This is a genomic window from Thermanaeromonas toyohensis ToBE, assembly GCF_900176005.1.
Classification (GTDB): domain Bacteria; phylum Bacillota; class DSM-521; order Neomoorellales; family Neomoorellaceae; genus Thermanaeromonas; species Thermanaeromonas toyohensis.
On sequence record NZ_LT838272.1, the window covers coordinates 1,496,595 to 1,515,108 of the forward strand.

Below are 18,514 nucleotides of genomic sequence, written 5' to 3' on the forward strand. Positions count from 1 at the left end.
TTTGGCTTTTACTTTTTTTCCTCACTCTCGGACGCGAGTGGTCCTGCAGGACTGGGATCGTATAGTGGCTTAATTTCAGTTCTTACGCTTATTGGCTCAGTGACTAGTCAACTACCTCCTACTGAAGTAGGGGGCATGCGGCGAGGAGCCGTGCGAACCGGTGCTGCTTCTATGGGGCAGCGATCCGGCGGTGTTGACTCGTCCTGGTGAAGCCGGCGGTGCCCCTGTCCACAAGGGCAGCGTTGTCCCAACTGGCTCGCGGCGGGGCGCACCCCTGGGGGCGCAAGCCTTTTAGGTCCGCGCACGGTGGAGGGACTGGGGTATGGAACCCGCGGAAGCGGTGACCGGGGCGTTATGCCCCGCCCCGAAAGGGGCTTTTAGAGCAACAGCTGCGTCATGGTAATGTTTCTGTGGGGGCAAAAGGGGCGGGAGGAGCAGGCGACCGACCGGCACCCGAGGAACCTGACCATTGTCCAGAAGGGGAGGGGCCGGGGGTGGAAGCCTGTGATAGTAGCGGCGCTCCCCTCCTGACTGAAGTCAGAAGGACTCGCGCCGCAGTGTTTTTCTTGGATGCTTAACTGCTTTAATGAAAGAACGGCGTTTGCCAATTGCTTCAGGGGTTGCAGGACGTTCGCTGGCACAGGAGCTTCGCAGTTTAGGCAGAAAGGGCTCTTTGTCTTCAGAATGGCTTCGAAGGTAACTGAGTAATCTTCTCCGCACTTGCAGCAAATTCTGATTTTCATTGTCTCTTCCTCCTCTTTCCCCCTGCCCCTTTTAATGTTGGCGACGGCGATATTGGCGGTGATTTTCCTAGTGGGGGCGGTTATATGAAGCTAGAAAGGTTCTATTTGACTTTGTTGCGAACAATTGGGTAAGAGCGCTTTGTGGCATTTTTTGGAATATACAAAGAGAGCTGTTTGAGATAGTGGTGGCCTTTATTCGGAAACCAATAGTTTATCGGTGATCTTGCGTCAGCAGGAAGGAGTGGCGGTTGGTGATTGAGAGATCGTTCCACTTTTTTTACAAGTGTTTTGGCGTTATAGGTGGCTTGATGATTATTAGTTTGGGGCTAAGACTTGCTGGGGCGGAAGGGGTTGGTATGGTAATTTATTACATTGGACTGGCTATTTTAATAGTGCTGGCAGCCATAGGAGTATTAGCACGTTGAACAGTATTAGACACCAACAGAGAGAAAATATTACGGTGCGTATCGGATATCTGACGGCCGACATTTTTGCCTGATGTTCGGCGAAAAGCAAGAAGTCTTTTATGGTTTCAGCGTTAAGTCCTTTCTGTTGTAAGTACATTTCAGCTAGCTGAGTCGAACTTAATATCGCATCAAGTTCCATTGGGATACTGCCGGCAAGAAAAGTAACGATGAAGAAAAGCTTTAGCGGGAATACCAAAAGAGAAGACCCCGGGTTAAATCCCACAGCCAGTGTAACCAAAAGGAGAAAATACCGGGGAACACAGGCACGGTATTAGATCACCAGGAGGTGATAATAGTGATTGTCCATGATGATTTGGAGAAGTTTCTGAAAGCGGGTTCGAATTTATGGTGGCCCGCTTTTATGACTGATGCGGAGTATATTAAAGATTGGTTACTTCCTTTCGTAGAGTCGTGTCAAAAGAGAGGAATACCCACGTACAAAGCGCTTGTCATTTTAGAGGCTATGAAGCGTAGTATATTGTATGTTAGCAAAGTCGAATTACCTCCAGGGGGACGGTGGTACTGGTAAGTCCTGGTGAGCTGAATGATTGGTATACTGAGTTAAAGAGAGATTTAACTGTATTTTCTAATATTGAATTGTATCTGTAATTAGGCTACCAGATATCAAAGTTACAAGCTGTCGAAATCTGTCGGTCAACTACCCCGTCCTGAAGGACGGGGCTTGCAGGCGGGGGCGTACTGTCTGTGAGCTTCCCTTTTAGGGAGGTAGTTGAACGTGGGTGTACCGTTGCAGTACCTGACGTTTCAGGGCGACACTCCCAGCTCTGAGAGACACCGGTGCAATCCCGGGGCCTGACGCGTGGTGCAGCGGTACGCCTCAGGGAGACCCACCACCTTTTGGTGCCCGGATCACAGGGCTCCTTGTGGGAGGTATCCATGTGCTATTCACTGTAGACAGGAATGGGAACCCCGGTCATCCGACCAGGAGATTTGACATGATCCGGAAGCTGAAGAAGCGGAAGAGGGTAAGGATTATCGGCGGCGGGAAATCGGGCAAGCCGCCGGTTGTTATCTTTCTGGACAGGGAATTTGACTATTCGCGCACTGTAGGGAGAAAGCTGGTCATAGTCCTAGACCCTGGTTACCGCTATATAGGTTTTGCCGTATGCGAACCGAGGGGTGGGAAGCTGGTGGTTTACTGCCGCGGTGTCCTCCGTACGCGGATTCCTGAGATCAAAGGGCTGATGTCCGATAGGAGGTCCTTCCGCAGGTTCAGGAGGTATCTGTCGCGGTACAAGAAGAAGCGCCTTTCTGCGAGGCAGTGCAGGGTGCTGACCAAGTTCAAGGTACCGAGGAACGTCAGGTCGAAGGACAGGAGCAATGCCACCCTCAGGCACGGCGTAGAGACGCACCTGAACCTTTACCGGAAACTGCTCAGGTTTTTCCCTTTTCCGGCACACCAGGTAGAGTTTGTCATGGAGGACAACGTATTCGACGTCAGGGCCATGACGTGGGGCAAGGTGTACGGTGCTGATTATCAGAGGTCGCCCCGCGCTCCTGAGGGTGAAAGAAAATGCATTCTGTGTGGTTCGCAAGAGGACCTTCACCGGCACCATCTTGTTCCGCGGAAGAGCGGCGGCACGGAAGTCAGGGAGAACAAGGTGTACCTCTGCGTGGGCTGCCATGAAGAGGTCCACGCCGGCAGGGTGTTTCTTCCGGTCAGGGGCATCAAGCAGTGGCGCGAGCTGGGGACGATGAACGCTGTTATGGGGGTACTGCGTGAGGTGCCGTCTATCAGCTTTGTGCCTGCGCCCGAGGTGGTCCTCAAGAGGAGGGAGTTGGGACTGGAGAAGGACCATGCTGATGACGGTCTTGCGGCGGCAGCCGCTTTCTGCGGCTGTACTGGTTTTGACGCCTCTGTGGAACGCCGTCTCATGCTGGTCAAATTCAGGAGGCACGCCAGGGCGAGGGTACACGCTCAGAGGGACAGGCTCTACAAGGTAGACGGAGTGATCATAGCGAGGAATAGGCGGAAGAGGGGGGACCAGAAGGATCCTTCCTTTGCCGATGTGTTTCCTCTTTCTCCAGAGCAGCAGAGAGGCCTGAAGGTATACCCGGGAACCAAAATACTCAACCCGTTCAGGAACGATGTTTTAACCATCGGAGGCGACGTCTGGGTTCATATTCCGACCGGCAGGCGTTTTGTAGCGACCGGTGTGATATCGGAGAAGTACCTGTACTCTCCGATGCTAGAGGAAATTACAGGAAAGTCATACATTCACCCCGACCAGTGCCGGCGAGTGATCCGCAATGAAGGGATAGTAGTATGGAGCTAGCCGCCTTTCATCTCCGCCCTGAAGGGCGGAGTCTTCCCGGCGGCAGAAGATAAAATACAGAAGGTGGTATTCGGTGCTTTATAGAACGCATTTTGCAGCCGGTCTCTGTACCGGCTTTCTTATTGCCGCGAAAACGGGTGGGGATGTTGGTCCAGTAGTACTGGCGTCAGCGGTGGGGGCCCTGTTGCCAGACATAGACCAGCCCCGGTCATATATAGGGCGAAAGGTCCCCGTGTCCTACGGGGCATACCTGGTAGCGGGGCACCGTGGGTTGTTCCATTCGCTGGTTGGGGCAGTTGGAATTGCCCTGCTTGCTTTGGTGGCCCTCCAGAAATGGACGCCAGCCCACAGTTTTTTATGGCTCTCTCTGGCAGCTGGTTACCTGTCGCACCTGGCGCTGGATACTCTTAATCCCAGCGGTGTCCCGTGGCTGTGGCCCCTGAAGCTAAGGGCGAGCATACCGCTGGTGAGGACCGGAAGCGTATGGGAGAGACTTTTTGTGAGCCTGCCTCTTTACTTGGTGGTAGCGTTCATGGCTATGCCAGCGTTAAAAGGAACTATGTTGGATTTGGTTCGGGCTGGCAGGAATTTTGCAAAAGTGTTCCAGTTACGCTTTTGAAGACCGTTTTGGGGGATGGAGAAAGTGTCGGTTGCAAGGTATTTGCTGGTAAGAAAATGTTTGATGGTTAGTTTCTTTTTGCTACTGGGCAGTATGGGTGTGAATCTATTCAATTTGACGAATTTAGAAGTATTGAGTATTGCACTTTGGGCTTTGGCTCTGTTGTTTTTGGTAAAGGCCCTTTTGTTATTCTTGGTGCTAGCGTAGGCCCGTGAACAGGTGCTAAACTATGTGGAAGGGATAGCATTGTTTGGAAATGCTGCATTCGAAGGCTCCCGCGGGGTAGGGCGAGAAAGGAAGAGCCCTTTTGTTCGGTTGTTTACCAAAACCCCAACTGATGTTCTGTGCCCTCATTTCTATGAGCTGATTCTCTCAAATGGGTGCCCTTATGACTGTGCTTACTGCTACCTGCGGCTTACGTTTCGCGGCAGGAAGGAGCCCGTGGTGTTCACCAATTCCTGGCAGCAGGTACAGAACGAGTTGGACAGGGCTGGGCCGGGTGTTTTCTCCACGGGTGAACTGGCTGACAGCCTTGCTGTTGTGCCCCCTTTGCTGGGGGAAGCCATAGAATATTTCAGGGGGCAGAAGCAGAAGTACCTGCTCTTGACCACGAAGAGCTGCAATGTAAAGCTGTTTGAATGTAAAGCTGTTTGATAGAATTAAGCCAACCCCGCAGGTAATAATTAGCTTTTCCATTAACGCCCCGGAGATTGCGTCAAAGTGCGAACGGTTGGCCCCCTCGCCGTTTTCACGGCTGGGTGCCGCGGCCAGGTTGTTGGAACTCGGCTGGCGGGTACGTATCAGGTTAGACCCCGTAATTGTCGAAGGCGGGATTGAGGGAATGGAAGCGTACCGCGATATTTGTAAGCAGATTAAGGGCCTTGGCCCCGAACGGGTAACGGTGGGGACTTTGCGGCAGTACCCGGGATTGTACCGTTTTGCGCCTGATGCGCCACGCAGTGGGTTAGGTAAAGCACCTGACGGCAGGATGAGGTATCCTGTGGCCGTCCGTGTAAAGGTATATCGGATGCTGGCTGATTGGTTCGGCTGTCAGTGGCCCCACGGCTGAGGCCGGGGCCTTGCCGGTGTTAGGCCGGCAGCTTCCGCTTTAAGCGTGGGGTGGGATGGCGGTACTCCCAGCAACAGCTGACTAGACGGTGTCTCCATCTTAGGAGGCGCAGTCGCACCGGGGAACTGAGAAGCGGTCCGGGGTATTTCGCAAGCCCCGGGGTACCGCGGCAGAACCGCCTAATGCCTGAAACGTTACCCTGCGGCAGGAGACCGCAGGGGAGTTCTCCGGGCAGCGTCGATGCGACCGCAACCCTTGGGGGCCGCAATCGGCACCCCGGAAGGGGGAAAGCGAAGTGGAGTACGGAGTGTCACAGAACGAAATAAGCAAGGCCTGTGCTCTGTATTTTTCGGAGCGTATTCCCGTGGTGTCGAGGGACGGCAGGCCGCTGATGCCGTGCCGTCCAGCCAAGGCACGGAAATTGCTTTCTTCCGGGAAGGCAGAGCCACGCTGGTCCAAGCTGGGGCTGTTTTACATTCAGCTCGGGATAGACATTAAGTCGGAGTACAATGGCGGCGGTCAGAGCTTCGTACTGGCACACGACCCTGGTTCCAAGTTCGACGGGATGGCCCTGGGGTGCAAGTTCGTCCAGCTGCGGTTTATGGTCATCCTGCCGCAAAAGGTGGCGGGTAAGATGAAGAACCGCCGGGAGCTGCGCCGGGGGAGGAGGTACCGCAACTGCCGCAGGCGCCCCTACCGGCCGAGGAGCCCTGGACCGTACTGGATAGCCCCTACGCAGCTGGCCAAGGTCCTTTTCCGGTTGGCAGTGGTAGAGGAACTATGTCGTTTGTTTCCAATCTCTCATTTTATCGTGGAGGACGTGCGCTTCAACCACTTCCGGTTCCGGCACGGGAAGCACTTTTCCACGGCAGAAATTGGTAAAACACGGTATTATTCAGAACTCTGCAGGCTGGGGGTTTTGGTCCTGGTGGAGGGTTGGCAGACGAAGTTGTGGCGTGAGGGCGCCGGGTTGAAGAAAGTTACGCGGAAGGATGCGTTAATTCCCGGTTCTCATGCGAACGACGCCGTGGCCATGCTTTGGGGACTGGCTGGCTGCGGGGTCAACGAGGGTGCTCCGTTTTACGTACTGCGCCGGCCGGAATTTGCAAGGCGGAGCCTTCACCGGCAGAACTTCCAGAAGGGCTGCGTCCGGTCCCTATTTGGCGGGACCAGCAACGGTAGTTTTCTGCGGAAAGGGGACTACGTAGAAGCGGAGAAGGCAGGAAAAGTGTACCGCGGTTGGGTATGTGGGCTGCCCACGGAGACGACCCCACTTGTGGGGGTTATGGACGCCAGGGGTGTACGCATTGGCCAGTTTGCGCCGGGGAAGGTGCGCCTGCTGCAGCGGGGGCACAACATTCTTTGGGAGAGGGTAATGTGAGCGAGGCGCTTCCTCCTCACGGCTGAAGCCGGGGGACTCCGGCGCTGAGATTTTTGTTGAACCTGCGCTTTGCAAGGAGACGCGTCAGGTGTGGGAGCGTAAAAACAGTTGCTTGATTGGCAGTTCCGTGGATACAATTGTACTTCTTAACACGGAAACTGATGGGGGAGGATTGACCAGTCAGAAAGTAGAAGAATATTCTAGCCAGCAGATACCAAAGCAAACTGGAGCGCTGCTCCCGATATGGTGGAGGGGGATACGCCCATGAAACTCCCGGAATGCCTAAGCCCGCTTTTTAGGAATTATGCTTTTGATTGTTTGGATACTGAGGAACATGCCGAACTCGTGATAAAGACGGTGTTGGTCCGTGGCACCTGGGAACAGGTAATCTGGTTGTTTGACTTTTACGGCTTTGACAGAATAAAGGACGTGTTTCTCAAGGATATTTACGGTCTCCGGGAATTGCCTGATCCGACGGTGAACCTGTGGGGACTGCTGTTTCTGGATGAAAAAGAATATTGGGAAGACAGGAGAAGGCGGGAAAGGATGTCGCGCGCTGAAAAGTTGCGGCCCCGCCGCCTGGCCGGGGGGAACGCCGGTAGCGGAAACCTGGTGCCTGGGCAGTGGGAATAAAGCAACGCTTTTTCATTCCAGAAGAGCTTAAAGCCGTAATTTTAGTGCCACTTCTGGAAGGTCCGGAAGGGGGGTGGTGTTATACGTGTACTCTTGGCTACCGGTATAGAGGAGCTCGACAAAGCCTTGGCAGCAGGCCTGGCTGATGCCGGAATAGAAGTTGCGGGCGAATGCTACGTCCGGGAGTATACCCTGGAGACGGCTAAACAGAGAGGGGCAGACACGGTCGTTTTAGGGCCACACTTGGAGGGGCACTGCGACCTGGTGAAAGACGTTATATTTTCCCTCAGGAGAGCTGGTATGCGTGTGGTACTGTTGTCAGGATCACGTAATGATCGCAATGCTTTAAAGCTAACCGCACGGGCAATGGCCTATGGTGTGTATGATGTGTTATTTGACCCTGTGAGCACGGATAAGCTGGTGCAACGGTTAAAGAAGCCAGGAACTTTAGGAGAGTTGCTGGGCGAGGTGGCCGATCTTGTCAAAGTCCAGGATGTAGCGGCAAAAGAAATAGAAGGGCTGGTTTCCCCTGTGGATGAGAGATGTACAACGGAAGAAGTTGTTCAGGGAGAGAGCGAAATTCATGATACTGCAGAAAAGGTTCCGCTTGTACGTTTGCCTTCGGTAAGGGGACGCATCAAGAGGTTACCGTTGACGAGAAAGCCCGGTTCAGTTGGTAGTTCGGAGACCAGTGCGGAGGAAGGCGGGAACGTTGACGGCGCAGTCAGTGGATATGTTTTTTCAGGTCATGGCGGGGAGGCCGCGTATCTGGATAGTCTTACGGGGTGTTATACAAGGCGCTACGCGGAAGAGGTGCTTTCGCTTGACGGTCGGTACGCGGTAGCGTTTATAGACCTGGACGGGTTTAAGGCTGTGAACGATACGCTCGGGCACGAAGCCGGGGACAGGGTTCTCAGCGCTTTTGGGGACGTTCTCAGGCAAAGCGTACGGAGTATGGACGTCGTTATCAGGTGGGGTGGGGACGAATTTGTGGTAGTCCTTCCCGGCGTGGGGCCCGAAGAGGCTGACGCTGTAATTGAACGGATACGGACTGCCTGGTCAGCTGCTCACCCGAAGGTGGGGGTTTTCCGTGTTGGGTTTTCTGTGGGGGTCACTACGGGAGAAGGGCACGGGCGGCTCCGTGAAGTCATTGAAGAGGCCGACAGGTTGATGTACGCAGATAAAAAAGTCAGGAAGGCCCGGAGAGCATGGGAGGAAAGAAAGAGGTTCTGCTTCCGGCAGCCGAATGGAAGGGTGGGTGTGGCCACGACCGCGCAGCGTACTGTGTTGGCGAATATCCTCAGCCGGGTACTCCTGATGAGCAGGGTAGCGGTCTTGGCGGGCCTGAAGTTTGCTGTTGTGGTGGCAGTAGTGTTCTTTACTGTCTACCTGGTTGATGTTGCGGTCGCTGCTGTGGGGGGATATGCGCCCGTACTGCACGAAGCCGGGACGTTGGTAAGGGAGTTGTGGGTGAAGATTACCCGGATGCTTTAGTGGCGTTACAGCTGATTGCTCTTTAGCATGACAGCCAACCTGTGGCGGAGAGCCGTAGAATACGGTTGTAGGCTGGGAGTTAGTGAGTACGGACCGCACAATCAAAATGGCGTGCGGTCCGTTATTGTTGGTTGAAAGGAGGGAGGAGCCGCTTTTTCGCTTTTAGGGTGATCTGGCGGCGCCGTAATTGGCATGATAGGGGTGCTGTATCTTTTCCTGTCTGTTGTAGCGCTGCGTTTGGGAGTAGGTACGGGTCTGTGCCTCAGCGGTATTTGTCGCGAATACTCACTCGAATTCATGTCAAGATCCCTCTGGCTCTGGGGTGCCCTGTTTTACGCCCTGGTTGGTGTACTGTCCGCGGCGGGCCGGAAGCGGGCTGCACTGTGGGTTGCCGTGATAGGATGCATCAGTCATTACAGTTTGATCGTTTACGGATGGTTAACCGGTATACCGCCGTGTTCCCTGTGCTGGAAGTTTGCCGCTGTGGAGACTGTTTTGCCGGTACTGCTCGTATTCGAGAAAGGGACAACCCGGAGGGTTCTGTTCTACGCCGCATGTTCAGTGCTTGCCGTTTCGGCAGTGCTGGTCGTGGTGAACCCCGGTGCCGGGTACGGTGCACCGGTTAGCTATGCCGGTGGCCCCAGGATAGATCTTCCACAGGACAGCCTTCTGACGGCGGGTACTGTTGAAGAGGGCAGGGGGAAGGCTCCTGGCGACGGGCGCTCTGATGGCAGTACTAGACCGGAGGGTGAGCCTGAAGGAGGTAGAGGAACTGGTGTGCGTGCCGTACCGGAAGTCTCGGGGAGAAAAACTGGTGTACTCGTTGTGTATGGCCCTGATGGTTCACAGACGGTTCTTAATCCGCGGGAGCGGCCCGTGATGTTTGTGGCTGTCTGGTGCCACTTCTGTGCAGAGGCGTTGAAGGCTTTGAAGGGTGTGCCTTTAGATAAAAGGCCCCACCTGGTGTTTACCTACTTAAGGCCGGGAGACGTCGAGAAGGCAGGCGAAAAGCTTGGTCTGTACGGGCTTTCTGACCAGCCTTACTACCTGTTGAACGAACCGCCTGAGGCTGTTCAGGGAGTGCCGTCAGTGTTAACGGTATCCGGGGATGTGGTCATGGGGCAGGCAGCCGTCCGACAATTTTTGTCTCGGCTGCTCTAACCACGGGGCGTACTCTGGAGGCGATACAGCGATGTGGTAGAATTGGCAAAAATATCATCCCATCGGACAGAAGTATTTCCAATGCTATCCATTGCGGTACCGGTGGTGTCATAGACCCCACGGCTGAAGCCGGGGGCTTGCCTTCCGGGTTTCAGCCGTAGGCCTTAAGGCCTGGCTATGACCAGCCTCGGGGCCGGACCTGAAGGACAAGGGGATGAAGGCACTACGTTGGCAGCGGGTCCAGGACCCACTCCGGGATGCTCTTCCAGTTCCGGACCCTGGAAGCCCCGGCTGCAGACAGCCATCGGGGTAAGGGCGAAACGGGCCGGGGCGAGCGCCGGCTGCCAACATTGGCGAGGAGGGTGCCGGGGAGAGTCCGCCCCGGCGCGTCACCAGCCCCGTAAGGGGTTCCCCCGCAAGGGGGAAAAGATGGGGGTGCGGAGCATGATTTTTGTTTTGGACAGGAAGAAAAAACCGCTGATGCCCTGTTCCGAGAAGCGTGCGAGGGAGCTTTTGCGGGAGGGGCGGGCTGCGGTGCACCGCCTGGTCCCGTTCGTCATCCGGCTGAAGGACCGGGTCCGGGGAGAGTCGTCCTTCCAGCCTCTGAAGCTGAAGATCGACCCGGGCTACGAAGTCACCGGCATTTCTGTAGTGCGGGTAGCAGAAGGGAAAGAAGTGGTTATTTTCTTCATAGAAGTGCACCACCGTACGGACATATCGGATGCTCTCAAGGCAAGGAGGGACTACCGGAGGAACCGCCGTAGCCGCAAGACCAGGTACCGCGCACCGAGGTTTGACAACCGGAAGAGGCGCAGGGGCTGGCTCCCTCCCAGCGTTGAGGCCCGCATTCAGGAGGTAATGAGCGTGGTGGAGAAGCTGTGCCGGTGGCTGCCCATTGGGGAGATCGTAGTGGAGTCGGCGAAGTTTGACACCCAGAAGCTGCAGAACCCCGAAATATCCGGTGTGGAGTACCAGCGGGGCACGCTGTTCGGGTATGAGGTGCGTGAATACCTTTTGGAGAAGTGGGGGAGGAAGTGTGCGTACTGCGGTAAGGAGGGTGTTCCCCTGGAGATAGAGCACGTGATTCCGGAGTCGCGCGGCGGGACGAACAGGGTCTCGAACCTTACTCTGGCGTGCCGGGAATGCAACGAAGCGAAGGACGACAGGCTGCCGCAGGAGTGGCTGGAGGAGCTGAAGAAGTCGGAGCGCAGTATTGACAGGAAGCGCGCGGAGAACCTTGAGAAGGTAATGGGCCAGCTGAAGGAGCCGCTTAAAGCAGCAGCTTATATGAACGCTACCAGGTATGCGCTGGTGGAAAGGCTGAAGGCCTTAAACTTGCCGATTTCGACGGCGACGGCTGCCCGCACGAAGTACAACCGTGCCAGGTTCAACCTGCCGAAGACGCACTATTACGATGCGTGCTGCGTGGGGGAAATACCTGGAGGGCTGGAAATAGCTACGGAATACGTGCTGCAATTCCGTGCTGTGGGGCGTGGTAGCAGGCAGATGAGCAACGTAGACGACAGCGGTTTTTCAAGGGGACACCGCATGAAGAAGAAGGTTTACTTTGGGTTCATGACTGGAGACCTGGTGCTGGCCGAGATACCGGGAGGGAAGTATGCGGGAAGGCATGTTGGCTTTGTGGCGGTGCGTGCGAGTGGGTATTTCGACCTGAAAAACTTTTCGGGCGACCGGGTGTGCCAGGGTATTTCATGGAAGCACTTCAGGCTCCTGCAACGTTTTGACGGCTGGCGTTACGAGAAGTTTAAAGTCGCGGCGCTTTCCTCCCCATACCTGAAGGCAGGGGCCTCCAGCGCCGCCTAATTGGTGAAGGGGGGCTTCTTATGTTATCCGGGAGGATCAGGAAGAAGTTTTCAGGCATGGCCCTGGTGGAGTTCGCCATGGTGGCGCCGCTGCTGATATTTCTGACTGTGGTGGTCTTTGACCTGGGGCTGGTGGTATATGACAAAGTGGCAGTTATAGCTGCTGCCCGGGAGGGCGGGCGGACGGCAGCGGTGACGGATGATGCATGGAAGGGGGTGCAGGCGTGTTACAGCATGGCGTCAAGGGCGGGATTGCAAAGTGGCTCTGTCTCGTGCACCGTGTCAAAGCAGGGAGATTTTTACGTTTCCCAGGCGACGTGCAGGCATGCTATGGTAGTGCCGGGCCTTCCTATGCTCCTGGGAGGGGACAGGTGGACGGAGATAACCGTGACGGGGAAGGCCCTGTTCAGAGCAGAGACTGCCGTCTCTCCGTGAGTCTCAGGGGAATGGTGATGCTGTGGGCTGCCGCGTGGGTGATCTGCCTTATGGGTATGGCGGCGCTGGTGCTCGACCTGGGCAGGGTAATGGCGGTAAAGGAGCAACTACAGACATCCGTGGATGCGGGGAGCCTTGCCGCGTCCATGCATGGGATACGTTACGTGAAGGTGCTGGTGCCTGACAGGTGGAAGAGGGTGTGTGATATATGCTGCGGCGAGAAGGGTTGCTACTGTTGCAACTGCCAGTACTACAGGCTGAGTGACTACCTGGCGGAGGGCAGGAAGGACTATGTTTGGGACAGGAGCGGCTGGTACAGGATGGCCGGGTGTGGTTCGTGCGGGAGGTGTTGCCGGGTTTACTGCGGCAGGCCTCAAGTGGTTGAGCAGTGGGTGCAGTTCCCAGGCGACACGGTCGCGGTCGCCCGTCAGGTAGTGGAGTTAAACCTGCCAGACGACATGAAGCCTCCTGCGGGGGGTGGGGTATCCAGCGTGGCCGTGGAGGTGCATTCCGGTGTAGCCGAAAAGCAGTCGGAATACGCCACGCACAGCGATCCCCTGGCCCCTTCCGTGGTTGTAAAAGCGGCTGGTTGGATGCGGTCGCTGCTTGCCGGCGGGCTGTGGAAAGTAGACAGGTTAGAAGTGCAGTCCTGCGGCCAGTCGGGGGTTTTCTTTTTGAAGCTCGGGAGAAGCGGGCAGCAGACGGCGAATCTGAACCCCAGACCCGAACCAGGGTGACCCTAATATTTTTGGGTCCTGGACGGGCCACCAAACGACTATTCCGTTTCGGGAAGGAGGGGTAGTTGCGTGTTGAGGAAGAAGAGCGGGATCAGCCAGGCGGCGGTAGCCGGTATCCCGGGTCAGCGGTCGAGCAGAGAGGCGAGTTCCTGGTTGCTGCTCGGTGCGCTGGTATGCGCCGTGCTGGCAGGGCTTCTAGTTGTGGCATTTTTGAGGGCTGCTGCGCCGTCAGTTGCAGTATTCGTGTTCAAGAAAGAGATGCTGCCTGGCGACAGGGTTACGGCGTCGGTTGTGGAGAGCAGGGTGCTCCCGGCGGTAGCCGTGCCGCGTGATGCCGTGAAGTCGCTGAGCGAACTCGAAGGCAAGCACGTGAGGTTCCTGGTGTCTTCAGGAGACATAGTGAGGACGGCACACCTGCTCGAGAGTTCCGGCAGCTCACTTGCACTGAGATTGGCTTTCTATGGCGGGGAGGATTTCAGGGCCGTGGCCCTGCCGAGGGAGGCGTCCGCCGGGCTGGCCGTAGAACCCGGTGACCTGGTCGATATTTACGCTTATGTCCCCGTACAGGGTGCCCCTGCGGACACGGGCCAGCTAGTGGCGTCATCGGCTGTAGTGGTGAGCGGGCCAGACCGGAACAAAGACACCGGGCAGGAGACGGGCATCACTGTGGCGGTGCCGCGTGAAGCCGCCGCCAGGATAGCGGCGATCCTCGGTATGAACGGCAGACTCCTGGTAGCCCTGGCGCCGCCCAAAATGGGAAAATAACGGTGTATCGCAAGCTTAGTTTTTGCAACAGTTGCCGGGGAATATCCTCCCTTTAAGGAGGGGAAAAAGATGTATTACCGTGAAGATAGCCCTGACCTTATCAGGCTTGTGATAGCCGACTCCGATCCCCAGTGGCGGGAGCGGATGAGGAGGCTTTTTGATGGCCATCCGGTCATAAGGGTGACTGCTGTAGCGGGTACTGGTGAGCAGTGCCTCAGGCTGGTGAGGGATACGCTGCCGGATGCCGTCCTTCTGGACTATGCGCTCGGTGATATGGACGGCCTTACAGTAGCGGAGCAGATAGCAAAACTGGCCCCCGGAACAGTGGTGATAATGTATACTGACCATCCCAGTCAGGAATTGGCCAAGCGCTCTGCCAGCCTGGTACACAAGCTGATACGGAGGCCCATAAGCCTCCAAGACGCGGCGGGTCCGGTGGAGCACGAAGTGTCCGAGGCGAGGCGGAAGTTCAGGGAGATGGAGGAGCTGCCCGTTGCGCCGGCCGGCACGGGCCCGCTCAGGGCCAGGTTTGGCAGGCAGGTCCAGGAGCGCGGACGGGACAGGGCAGTGGCCGTGCCGAGGCAGGTCGTCCTCGTGTGCAGCCCCAAGGGCGGGGTGGGGAAGACGTCCCTCACGGTCAACATGGCATGTGCCGCTTCGTCCCAGGGCATCTTCAAGCCCAGGGTGGCGGTGGTGGACCTGAACGAGTTCGGTTGCGTCACGATACAGATGAACCTTGGGCCGCCGGACCCTGAGGAGGCGCTCATAGACGGGAGAGTCCCGAGAACGATCCTGTCGTGGAGGGAGGTAGAAGGAGAGGTCACCGATGAAGACCTGGCGTACCTGATGGTGCAGCACGGGCCGTCGGGGGTATGGGTCGTCCCTTCCGTGCCGGCCCCCGAGATGCTGGAGGAGGTGACTGAGGAGCTCGTCCAAAAAGTAGTGCGGGCCCTCAGGCGGCATTTCGACCTGGTGCTGATCGATGCGCCGCCGAGCGTTAACCTGCATCCAACCTGGCTCGGGGCCCTTGAGGCGGACAAGATACTGGTCATATGCACGCCTGACGTCCAGGTGATACCCGGCCTGCACCAGCTCAGGCGCGTGTTCGAGCACCCGCAGCTGGCGGTCTCCCAGAGGTGCTACCGCGTGGTGAACCAGTTTGACATGCCTTACGGCCTCTCCATGAAGGACCTCGATTACTACGCCCCCTGGCCGTGCATCGGGATGGTACCCGACACCCCGGAGATAAGGGAGTATATCAAACGGGGCGAGCCGTATGTTCTGGCAAAGCCCAACAGCGCTTATGCAGCAGCAGTTAGGTCAGTGGTCAACGAGTTTTTCCCGGTCTTTGCTGCGGAGACGTTGCGGGTGGAAGCCTACAGGGAAAAGGCGAAGGGAGGGTTGTTCGGCAGGCTGCTCCGGCTTTAATGCCAGGCAACAAGGAAGGGGGTGTGACCGGTGAACCTTTTTCTCTCACAGCAACACAGCCTGCGGAGGAGGCTGGAGGAAGGGTGGAAGCAGGGGGGATACGGCGAGGGTTCGCCTTCTTTGAGCGACGAAGAGCTGTACTCCCTCCTGCGCGAGCCGTGCTCCAGGATGCTCAGACAAAAGTTTACGCTGCAGGAGCTGGCTTCATGGCGTGACCCAGCCCAGGGCGAACGGATAAGGCGTGCCATGGAACTATTTGTGGAGGATTTTCTGGCATCCTACCGCGACGACCAGGGGAGGAAACCGGAAGTGACCATGGGCCAGCGGCGCCGCGTGGTGGACAGGCTGGTCAGCGCCTGTCTCGGGTACGGGCCCCTGGAGAGATTTTTCTCCGACCCGATGGTCATGGAGGTCGTCGTCGTGAGATGGGACAACGTTTGGCTGGAGCGAGGAGGTGAAAGGATACGGTTGCCCAAGGAGGAATGCTTTGAGAGCGAGGAACACTGCCGTGCCGTACTCGAGCGGATGCTGGAGGGATCTGGCAGGCAGATTGACCTGGCGAACCCCAGGGTCGATGCCAGGCTGCCTGACGGCTCGCGGCTGAAGGCCCACATTCCCCCGGTGGCTGTCGACGGCACCACCATAACCGTCCGGCGCTTCAGGAAAGACATCACCGGTGAAAAGCTGGTAGAGCTGGGTACGGTCTCACGGGAACTCCTGCACTGGCTGGGCGAGTGCGTGAGGGGGAGGCTCAATATTGTGGTATCCGGCGGTACGGCTTCCGGCAAGACCACCCTTTGCAACGTGCTAGCGGGCTTTATCCCCAAGCACGAGTGGCTGGTGACCATCGAGGACCCCGCGGAACTGCAGTTCGACCACCCCTGCGTCCGGCGGCTGGAGGCCAGGCCCCCGAACACGGAAGGCAAGGGGGAGGTGACCATGCTGGCCCTCCTCATGGACGCTTTGAGGATGCACCCGGACAGGATCATCGTTGGAGAAGTGAGGGGCCCGGAAGCGTTCCTGGCGATTAACGCCATGAACACGGGCCATGACGGCAGCCTGCTGACGTTGCACGCTAACAGCGTGAGGGACGCCCTGGCGCGGATGGTCAACATGGTCCTCATGGCGGACACGGGTCTGCCCTATGAGGCCATTGTCGAGCAGATCCGGAGCGCCCTGGATCTGGTAGTTCATGTCGAACAGGACCGCGAGTTCAGGAGGCGCATTGTGGAGGTTGCGGAGGTGCTCGGTTCCGATGCGGGCAGCCCCGGAGAGTTCCTGCTGCAGCCGCTTTGGAAGTTTGACAGGGGTAGCGGCACCTGGCAGAGGGTGGGTTCCCTGACCGAAGCGGTCAGGTCGAGGCTGGCACGCTGGGGGGTGAACGTCGAATGAGCGTTTACCTCTTTTTGGCTTTCTGGATGTCTTTTGGCGCCGTTTTCTTCGCCGTGACGGGTGTCCACAGGAGGAAGCGGGAGCGGGACTGGAGGTCCGTGCGGGCATCCGCTGCGGCGGGCGGTAGGGAAAGCAGCAGGCGGCCGGCGGGTATGTTGGGCAGGCTGGTTTCAGAAGCCGAAGCTGCCGGCATAGAGGTCAGTACGGGACAGCTGGTGGCGGTACTCCTGGCGGGGATCCTGGCCGGGGCGGCCGTGGGGCTTGCGGCCACGGGTGCCCTGCCGTTTGCACTGTTCGGTGCGGCCGCCGGCCTGTTCGTCCCCGGGTGGTGGTTGCGCAGGAAGATAGAGGGCCGAGCCCGGGCTTTCGACGAACAGCTCGAGAAGGGGTTGTCCGCCATGGTGGCGAGCCTGCAGGCGGGTTCCGACACCATCCAGGCGGTGGAGGAAGCGGCGCGGCAGGCAGCGCCCCCGCTGAAGGAAGTCCTGGATGCCGCACTTAGCTATCTCCGGACGGGGGACACGCTGCCGGAGGCGCTGGAAAAGGCGGCGCGGAAGGTCAGGTCGCGGGACATGGAGCTGGTGACTGCAGCCATAACCGTCAACCTGCGCACGGGGGCCAGACTCGTGACGGTCCTGGAGGAGGTGGCCGAGTCCATAAGGGAGCGCAAGATATTCCGTGCCCAGGTGGCGGCCAGGTGCGCTCAGGCGAAGGCCGCGGGGAACGTGCTTGCCGCGGTGCCCTTATGCTTCCTTATAATCTTCCGGTTGATGAATCCGGAGTATATGAAGCCCCTGACTTCCACGGCAGCCGGGCAGGTAGTCCTGGCCGTGGCATTTGTTATGTTCGGCGCGGGATGGCTTATTGTGCGGAGGTTGCTCAGCATTGAGGATGTTTAGGGAAATTGGAAAAGAAGTAAAAGGAGGTGGTGCAAAACTGACAATTGATGGAATTCAGGTTTCTAATTAGAATAGTGGTAGCAGGACAAGCGACCTGTTGCTTTTGGAGGAAAAACAATAAAATCTGAGGAGGAGTGGTGCTATGGGCAAGAAATTCACGCTTCTAGGCTTTGGTGTGTTAACTATAGTGGCATTGGTAATATCAGTGCTTATTTTCCCTGCTATTCCGGCGCTGGCCGAGATGGAGTACCGCTTTGTCGATAAGGACAGCATTGAGACCGACTTTGCCTGGGGCAAGAACGACATCATAGAGGCCATCGACTTTGAGCTGTACAAGGGCTATCCGGACAGCACCCTACGTCTGGGCAACGACATAACCCGCGCGGAGTTCGCGGCTGTGCTGGCCCGGTGCATTGACGTGTCCGGCGACCCAGGCCCGAACTGGTACGACTCTGCCGTGGACGGCCTGGTGAAGCTGGGCGTCATCCCCGACAAGGGCGGCGATTGGAACGCCCCGATAACGCGGCTTGAGATGGCCCAGTGGCTCGGCAGGCTGGCCAAGGTGTACAACCTGCCGGAGAAGGATTTGGGTGCGGCGTTTAGCGACACCTACGACGAAGACGCCCTCAGGGCTGCCCGCGCGGGTTTGGTGAAGGGCGTGTCCGCCGGGGTGCTCGGCGCCGATCAATACCTGAACCGGGCGCAGGCCGCGGTGCTGCTCTTCCGGGTAGCGAGGAGCGTGGACACGAATTTGCCGACCGACGAAGAGCTGATCCAGGCCCGGAAGGAAGCCTTGGAAGATGTTAACGCCAACATTGTGGATTTCGAGACTCGTCGCAACGTGGACCTGAGCTTCTACGACAAGTTGCCCTATAAACGGGTCACCAGGACGTACTTCGAGGGCGAGCGGAAGTTCATGTACGCGAATAAGGACAACGGGAGGAAGAATGTGCGGATTATTTTGAAAGAGGCACGGATAGCTGAAAAGCATAATTCCATTGCTTATGTAGTCAGCGATATTGAGAACGAGAAGGGCTACAAGGGTTATGTCGTTTCCCGTTTCAAGAAGATAGACGGCCGGTGGATGATGACCCAAAGCAGTTCCCCGCAAAATATGACGGAGTGGAAAATGGTCAAGAGCGTTGGTTGGTAAACAAAAATAACTTTCAAA

The 18,514-nt window shown here is 57.2% G+C and carries 18 protein-coding genes; 17 read left to right on the top strand and 1 reads right to left on the bottom strand.

Going from position 1 to position 18,514, the window contains the following annotated elements; translation table 11 throughout:
• The first annotated feature begins 2,109 nt into the window (after positions 1–2,109).
• From B9A14_RS07560 to B9A14_RS17080, 9 genes are all read left to right on the top strand, one after another.
• The gene (locus B9A14_RS07560) at positions 2,110–3,507 is read left to right on the top strand and encodes an RRXRR domain-containing protein (protein ID WP_084665110.1); all 1,398 of its coding nucleotides are present in this window, start codon (positions 2,110–2,112) and stop codon (positions 3,505–3,507) included.
• A gap of 73 nt (positions 3,508–3,580) precedes the next feature.
• Complete coding sequence (locus B9A14_RS07565) at positions 3,581–4,126, top strand: metal-dependent hydrolase (RefSeq protein ID WP_084665111.1); 546 nt, start codon at positions 3,581–3,583, stop codon at positions 4,124–4,126.
• A gap of 441 nt (positions 4,127–4,567) precedes the next feature.
• Positions 4,568–4,780, top strand: a complete 213-nt coding sequence (locus tag B9A14_RS17395; RefSeq protein ID WP_172839080.1) for a hypothetical protein — start codon at positions 4,568–4,570, stop codon at positions 4,778–4,780.
• Between the two features lie 76 nt (positions 4,781–4,856).
• A complete protein-coding gene (locus B9A14_RS07580) occupies positions 4,857–5,195 on the top strand; it encodes a radical SAM family protein (RefSeq protein WP_172839081.1) in 339 nt (112 codons plus the stop codon).
• A gap of 295 nt (positions 5,196–5,490) precedes the next feature.
• Positions 5,491–6,576, top strand: coding sequence for an RRXRR domain-containing protein (locus B9A14_RS07585; RefSeq protein ID WP_197686583.1), 1,086 nt, complete (start codon positions 5,491–5,493; stop codon positions 6,574–6,576).
• A 264-nt stretch (positions 6,577–6,840) separates the two neighbouring features.
• A complete protein-coding gene (locus B9A14_RS07595) occupies positions 6,841–7,209 on the top strand; it encodes a DUF6922 domain-containing protein (protein ID WP_231967965.1) in 369 nt (122 codons plus the stop codon).
• Between the two features lie 93 nt (positions 7,210–7,302).
• Positions 7,303–8,703 (top strand): GGDEF domain-containing protein, encoded by a 1,401-nt coding sequence (locus B9A14_RS07600; RefSeq protein WP_084665116.1) that lies wholly within the window; start codon positions 7,303–7,305, stop codon positions 8,701–8,703.
• Positions 8,704–8,960: 257 nt separating this feature from the next.
• Positions 8,961–9,329 carry a hypothetical protein gene (locus tag B9A14_RS17400; protein ID WP_172839082.1) on the top strand — a complete coding sequence of 123 codons (369 nt, stop codon included), beginning with the start codon at positions 8,961–8,963 and terminating at the stop codon, positions 9,327–9,329.
• Positions 9,283–9,864, top strand: coding sequence for a hypothetical protein (locus B9A14_RS17080; protein ID WP_157109845.1), 582 nt, complete (start codon positions 9,283–9,285; stop codon positions 9,862–9,864). Before B9A14_RS17400 ends, B9A14_RS17080 begins: the two co-directional genes overlap by 47 nt.
• Before the next feature lie 164 nt (positions 9,865–10,028).
• Here B9A14_RS17080 and B9A14_RS17405 read toward each other — a convergent pair whose 3' ends face one another.
• Complete coding sequence (locus B9A14_RS17405; protein WP_172839083.1) at positions 10,029–10,169, bottom strand: hypothetical protein; 141 nt, start codon at positions 10,167–10,169, stop codon at positions 10,029–10,031.
• Positions 10,170–10,308: 139 nt separating this feature from the next.
• Between B9A14_RS17405 and iscB the strand changes: the two genes are divergently transcribed.
• From iscB to B9A14_RS07645, 8 genes are all read left to right on the top strand, one after another.
• Complete coding sequence (gene iscB, locus B9A14_RS07610) at positions 10,309–11,688, top strand: RNA-guided endonuclease IscB (protein ID WP_084667080.1); 1,380 nt, start codon at positions 10,309–10,311, stop codon at positions 11,686–11,688.
• Between the two features lie 20 nt (positions 11,689–11,708).
• Positions 11,709–12,122 (top strand): TadE family protein, encoded by a 414-nt coding sequence (locus tag B9A14_RS07615; RefSeq protein WP_084667081.1) that lies wholly within the window; start codon positions 11,709–11,711, stop codon positions 12,120–12,122.
• 17 nt (positions 12,123–12,139) lie between these two features.
• Entirely contained in the window at positions 12,140–12,859 is a 720-nt protein-coding gene (locus B9A14_RS07620) for a Tad domain-containing protein (protein ID WP_172839084.1), read from the top strand.
• Between the two features lie 69 nt (positions 12,860–12,928).
• A complete protein-coding gene (locus tag B9A14_RS07625; RefSeq protein WP_084665119.1) occupies positions 12,929–13,624 on the top strand; it encodes a CpaB family protein in 696 nt (231 codons plus the stop codon).
• A gap of 69 nt (positions 13,625–13,693) precedes the next feature.
• Positions 13,694–15,052 (top strand): CpaE/TadZ family protein, encoded by a 1,359-nt coding sequence (locus tag B9A14_RS07630; protein ID WP_084665120.1) that lies wholly within the window; start codon positions 13,694–13,696, stop codon positions 15,050–15,052.
• A 30-nt stretch (positions 15,053–15,082) separates the two neighbouring features.
• On the top strand, positions 15,083–16,444 hold the full coding sequence (locus tag B9A14_RS07635) for a TadA family conjugal transfer-associated ATPase (RefSeq protein ID WP_084665121.1): 1,362 nt from the start codon (positions 15,083–15,085) through the stop codon (positions 16,442–16,444).
• Entirely contained in the window at positions 16,441–17,343 is a 903-nt protein-coding gene (locus B9A14_RS07640; protein WP_084665122.1) for a type II secretion system F family protein, read from the top strand. The genes B9A14_RS07635 and B9A14_RS07640 overlap by 4 nt, the downstream gene beginning before the upstream one ends.
• Positions 17,344–17,485: 142 nt before the next feature.
• On the top strand, positions 17,486–18,496 hold the full coding sequence (locus tag B9A14_RS07645) for an S-layer homology domain-containing protein (protein ID WP_084665123.1): 1,011 nt from the start codon (positions 17,486–17,488) through the stop codon (positions 18,494–18,496).
• Positions 18,497–18,514: the final 18 nt, after the last annotated feature.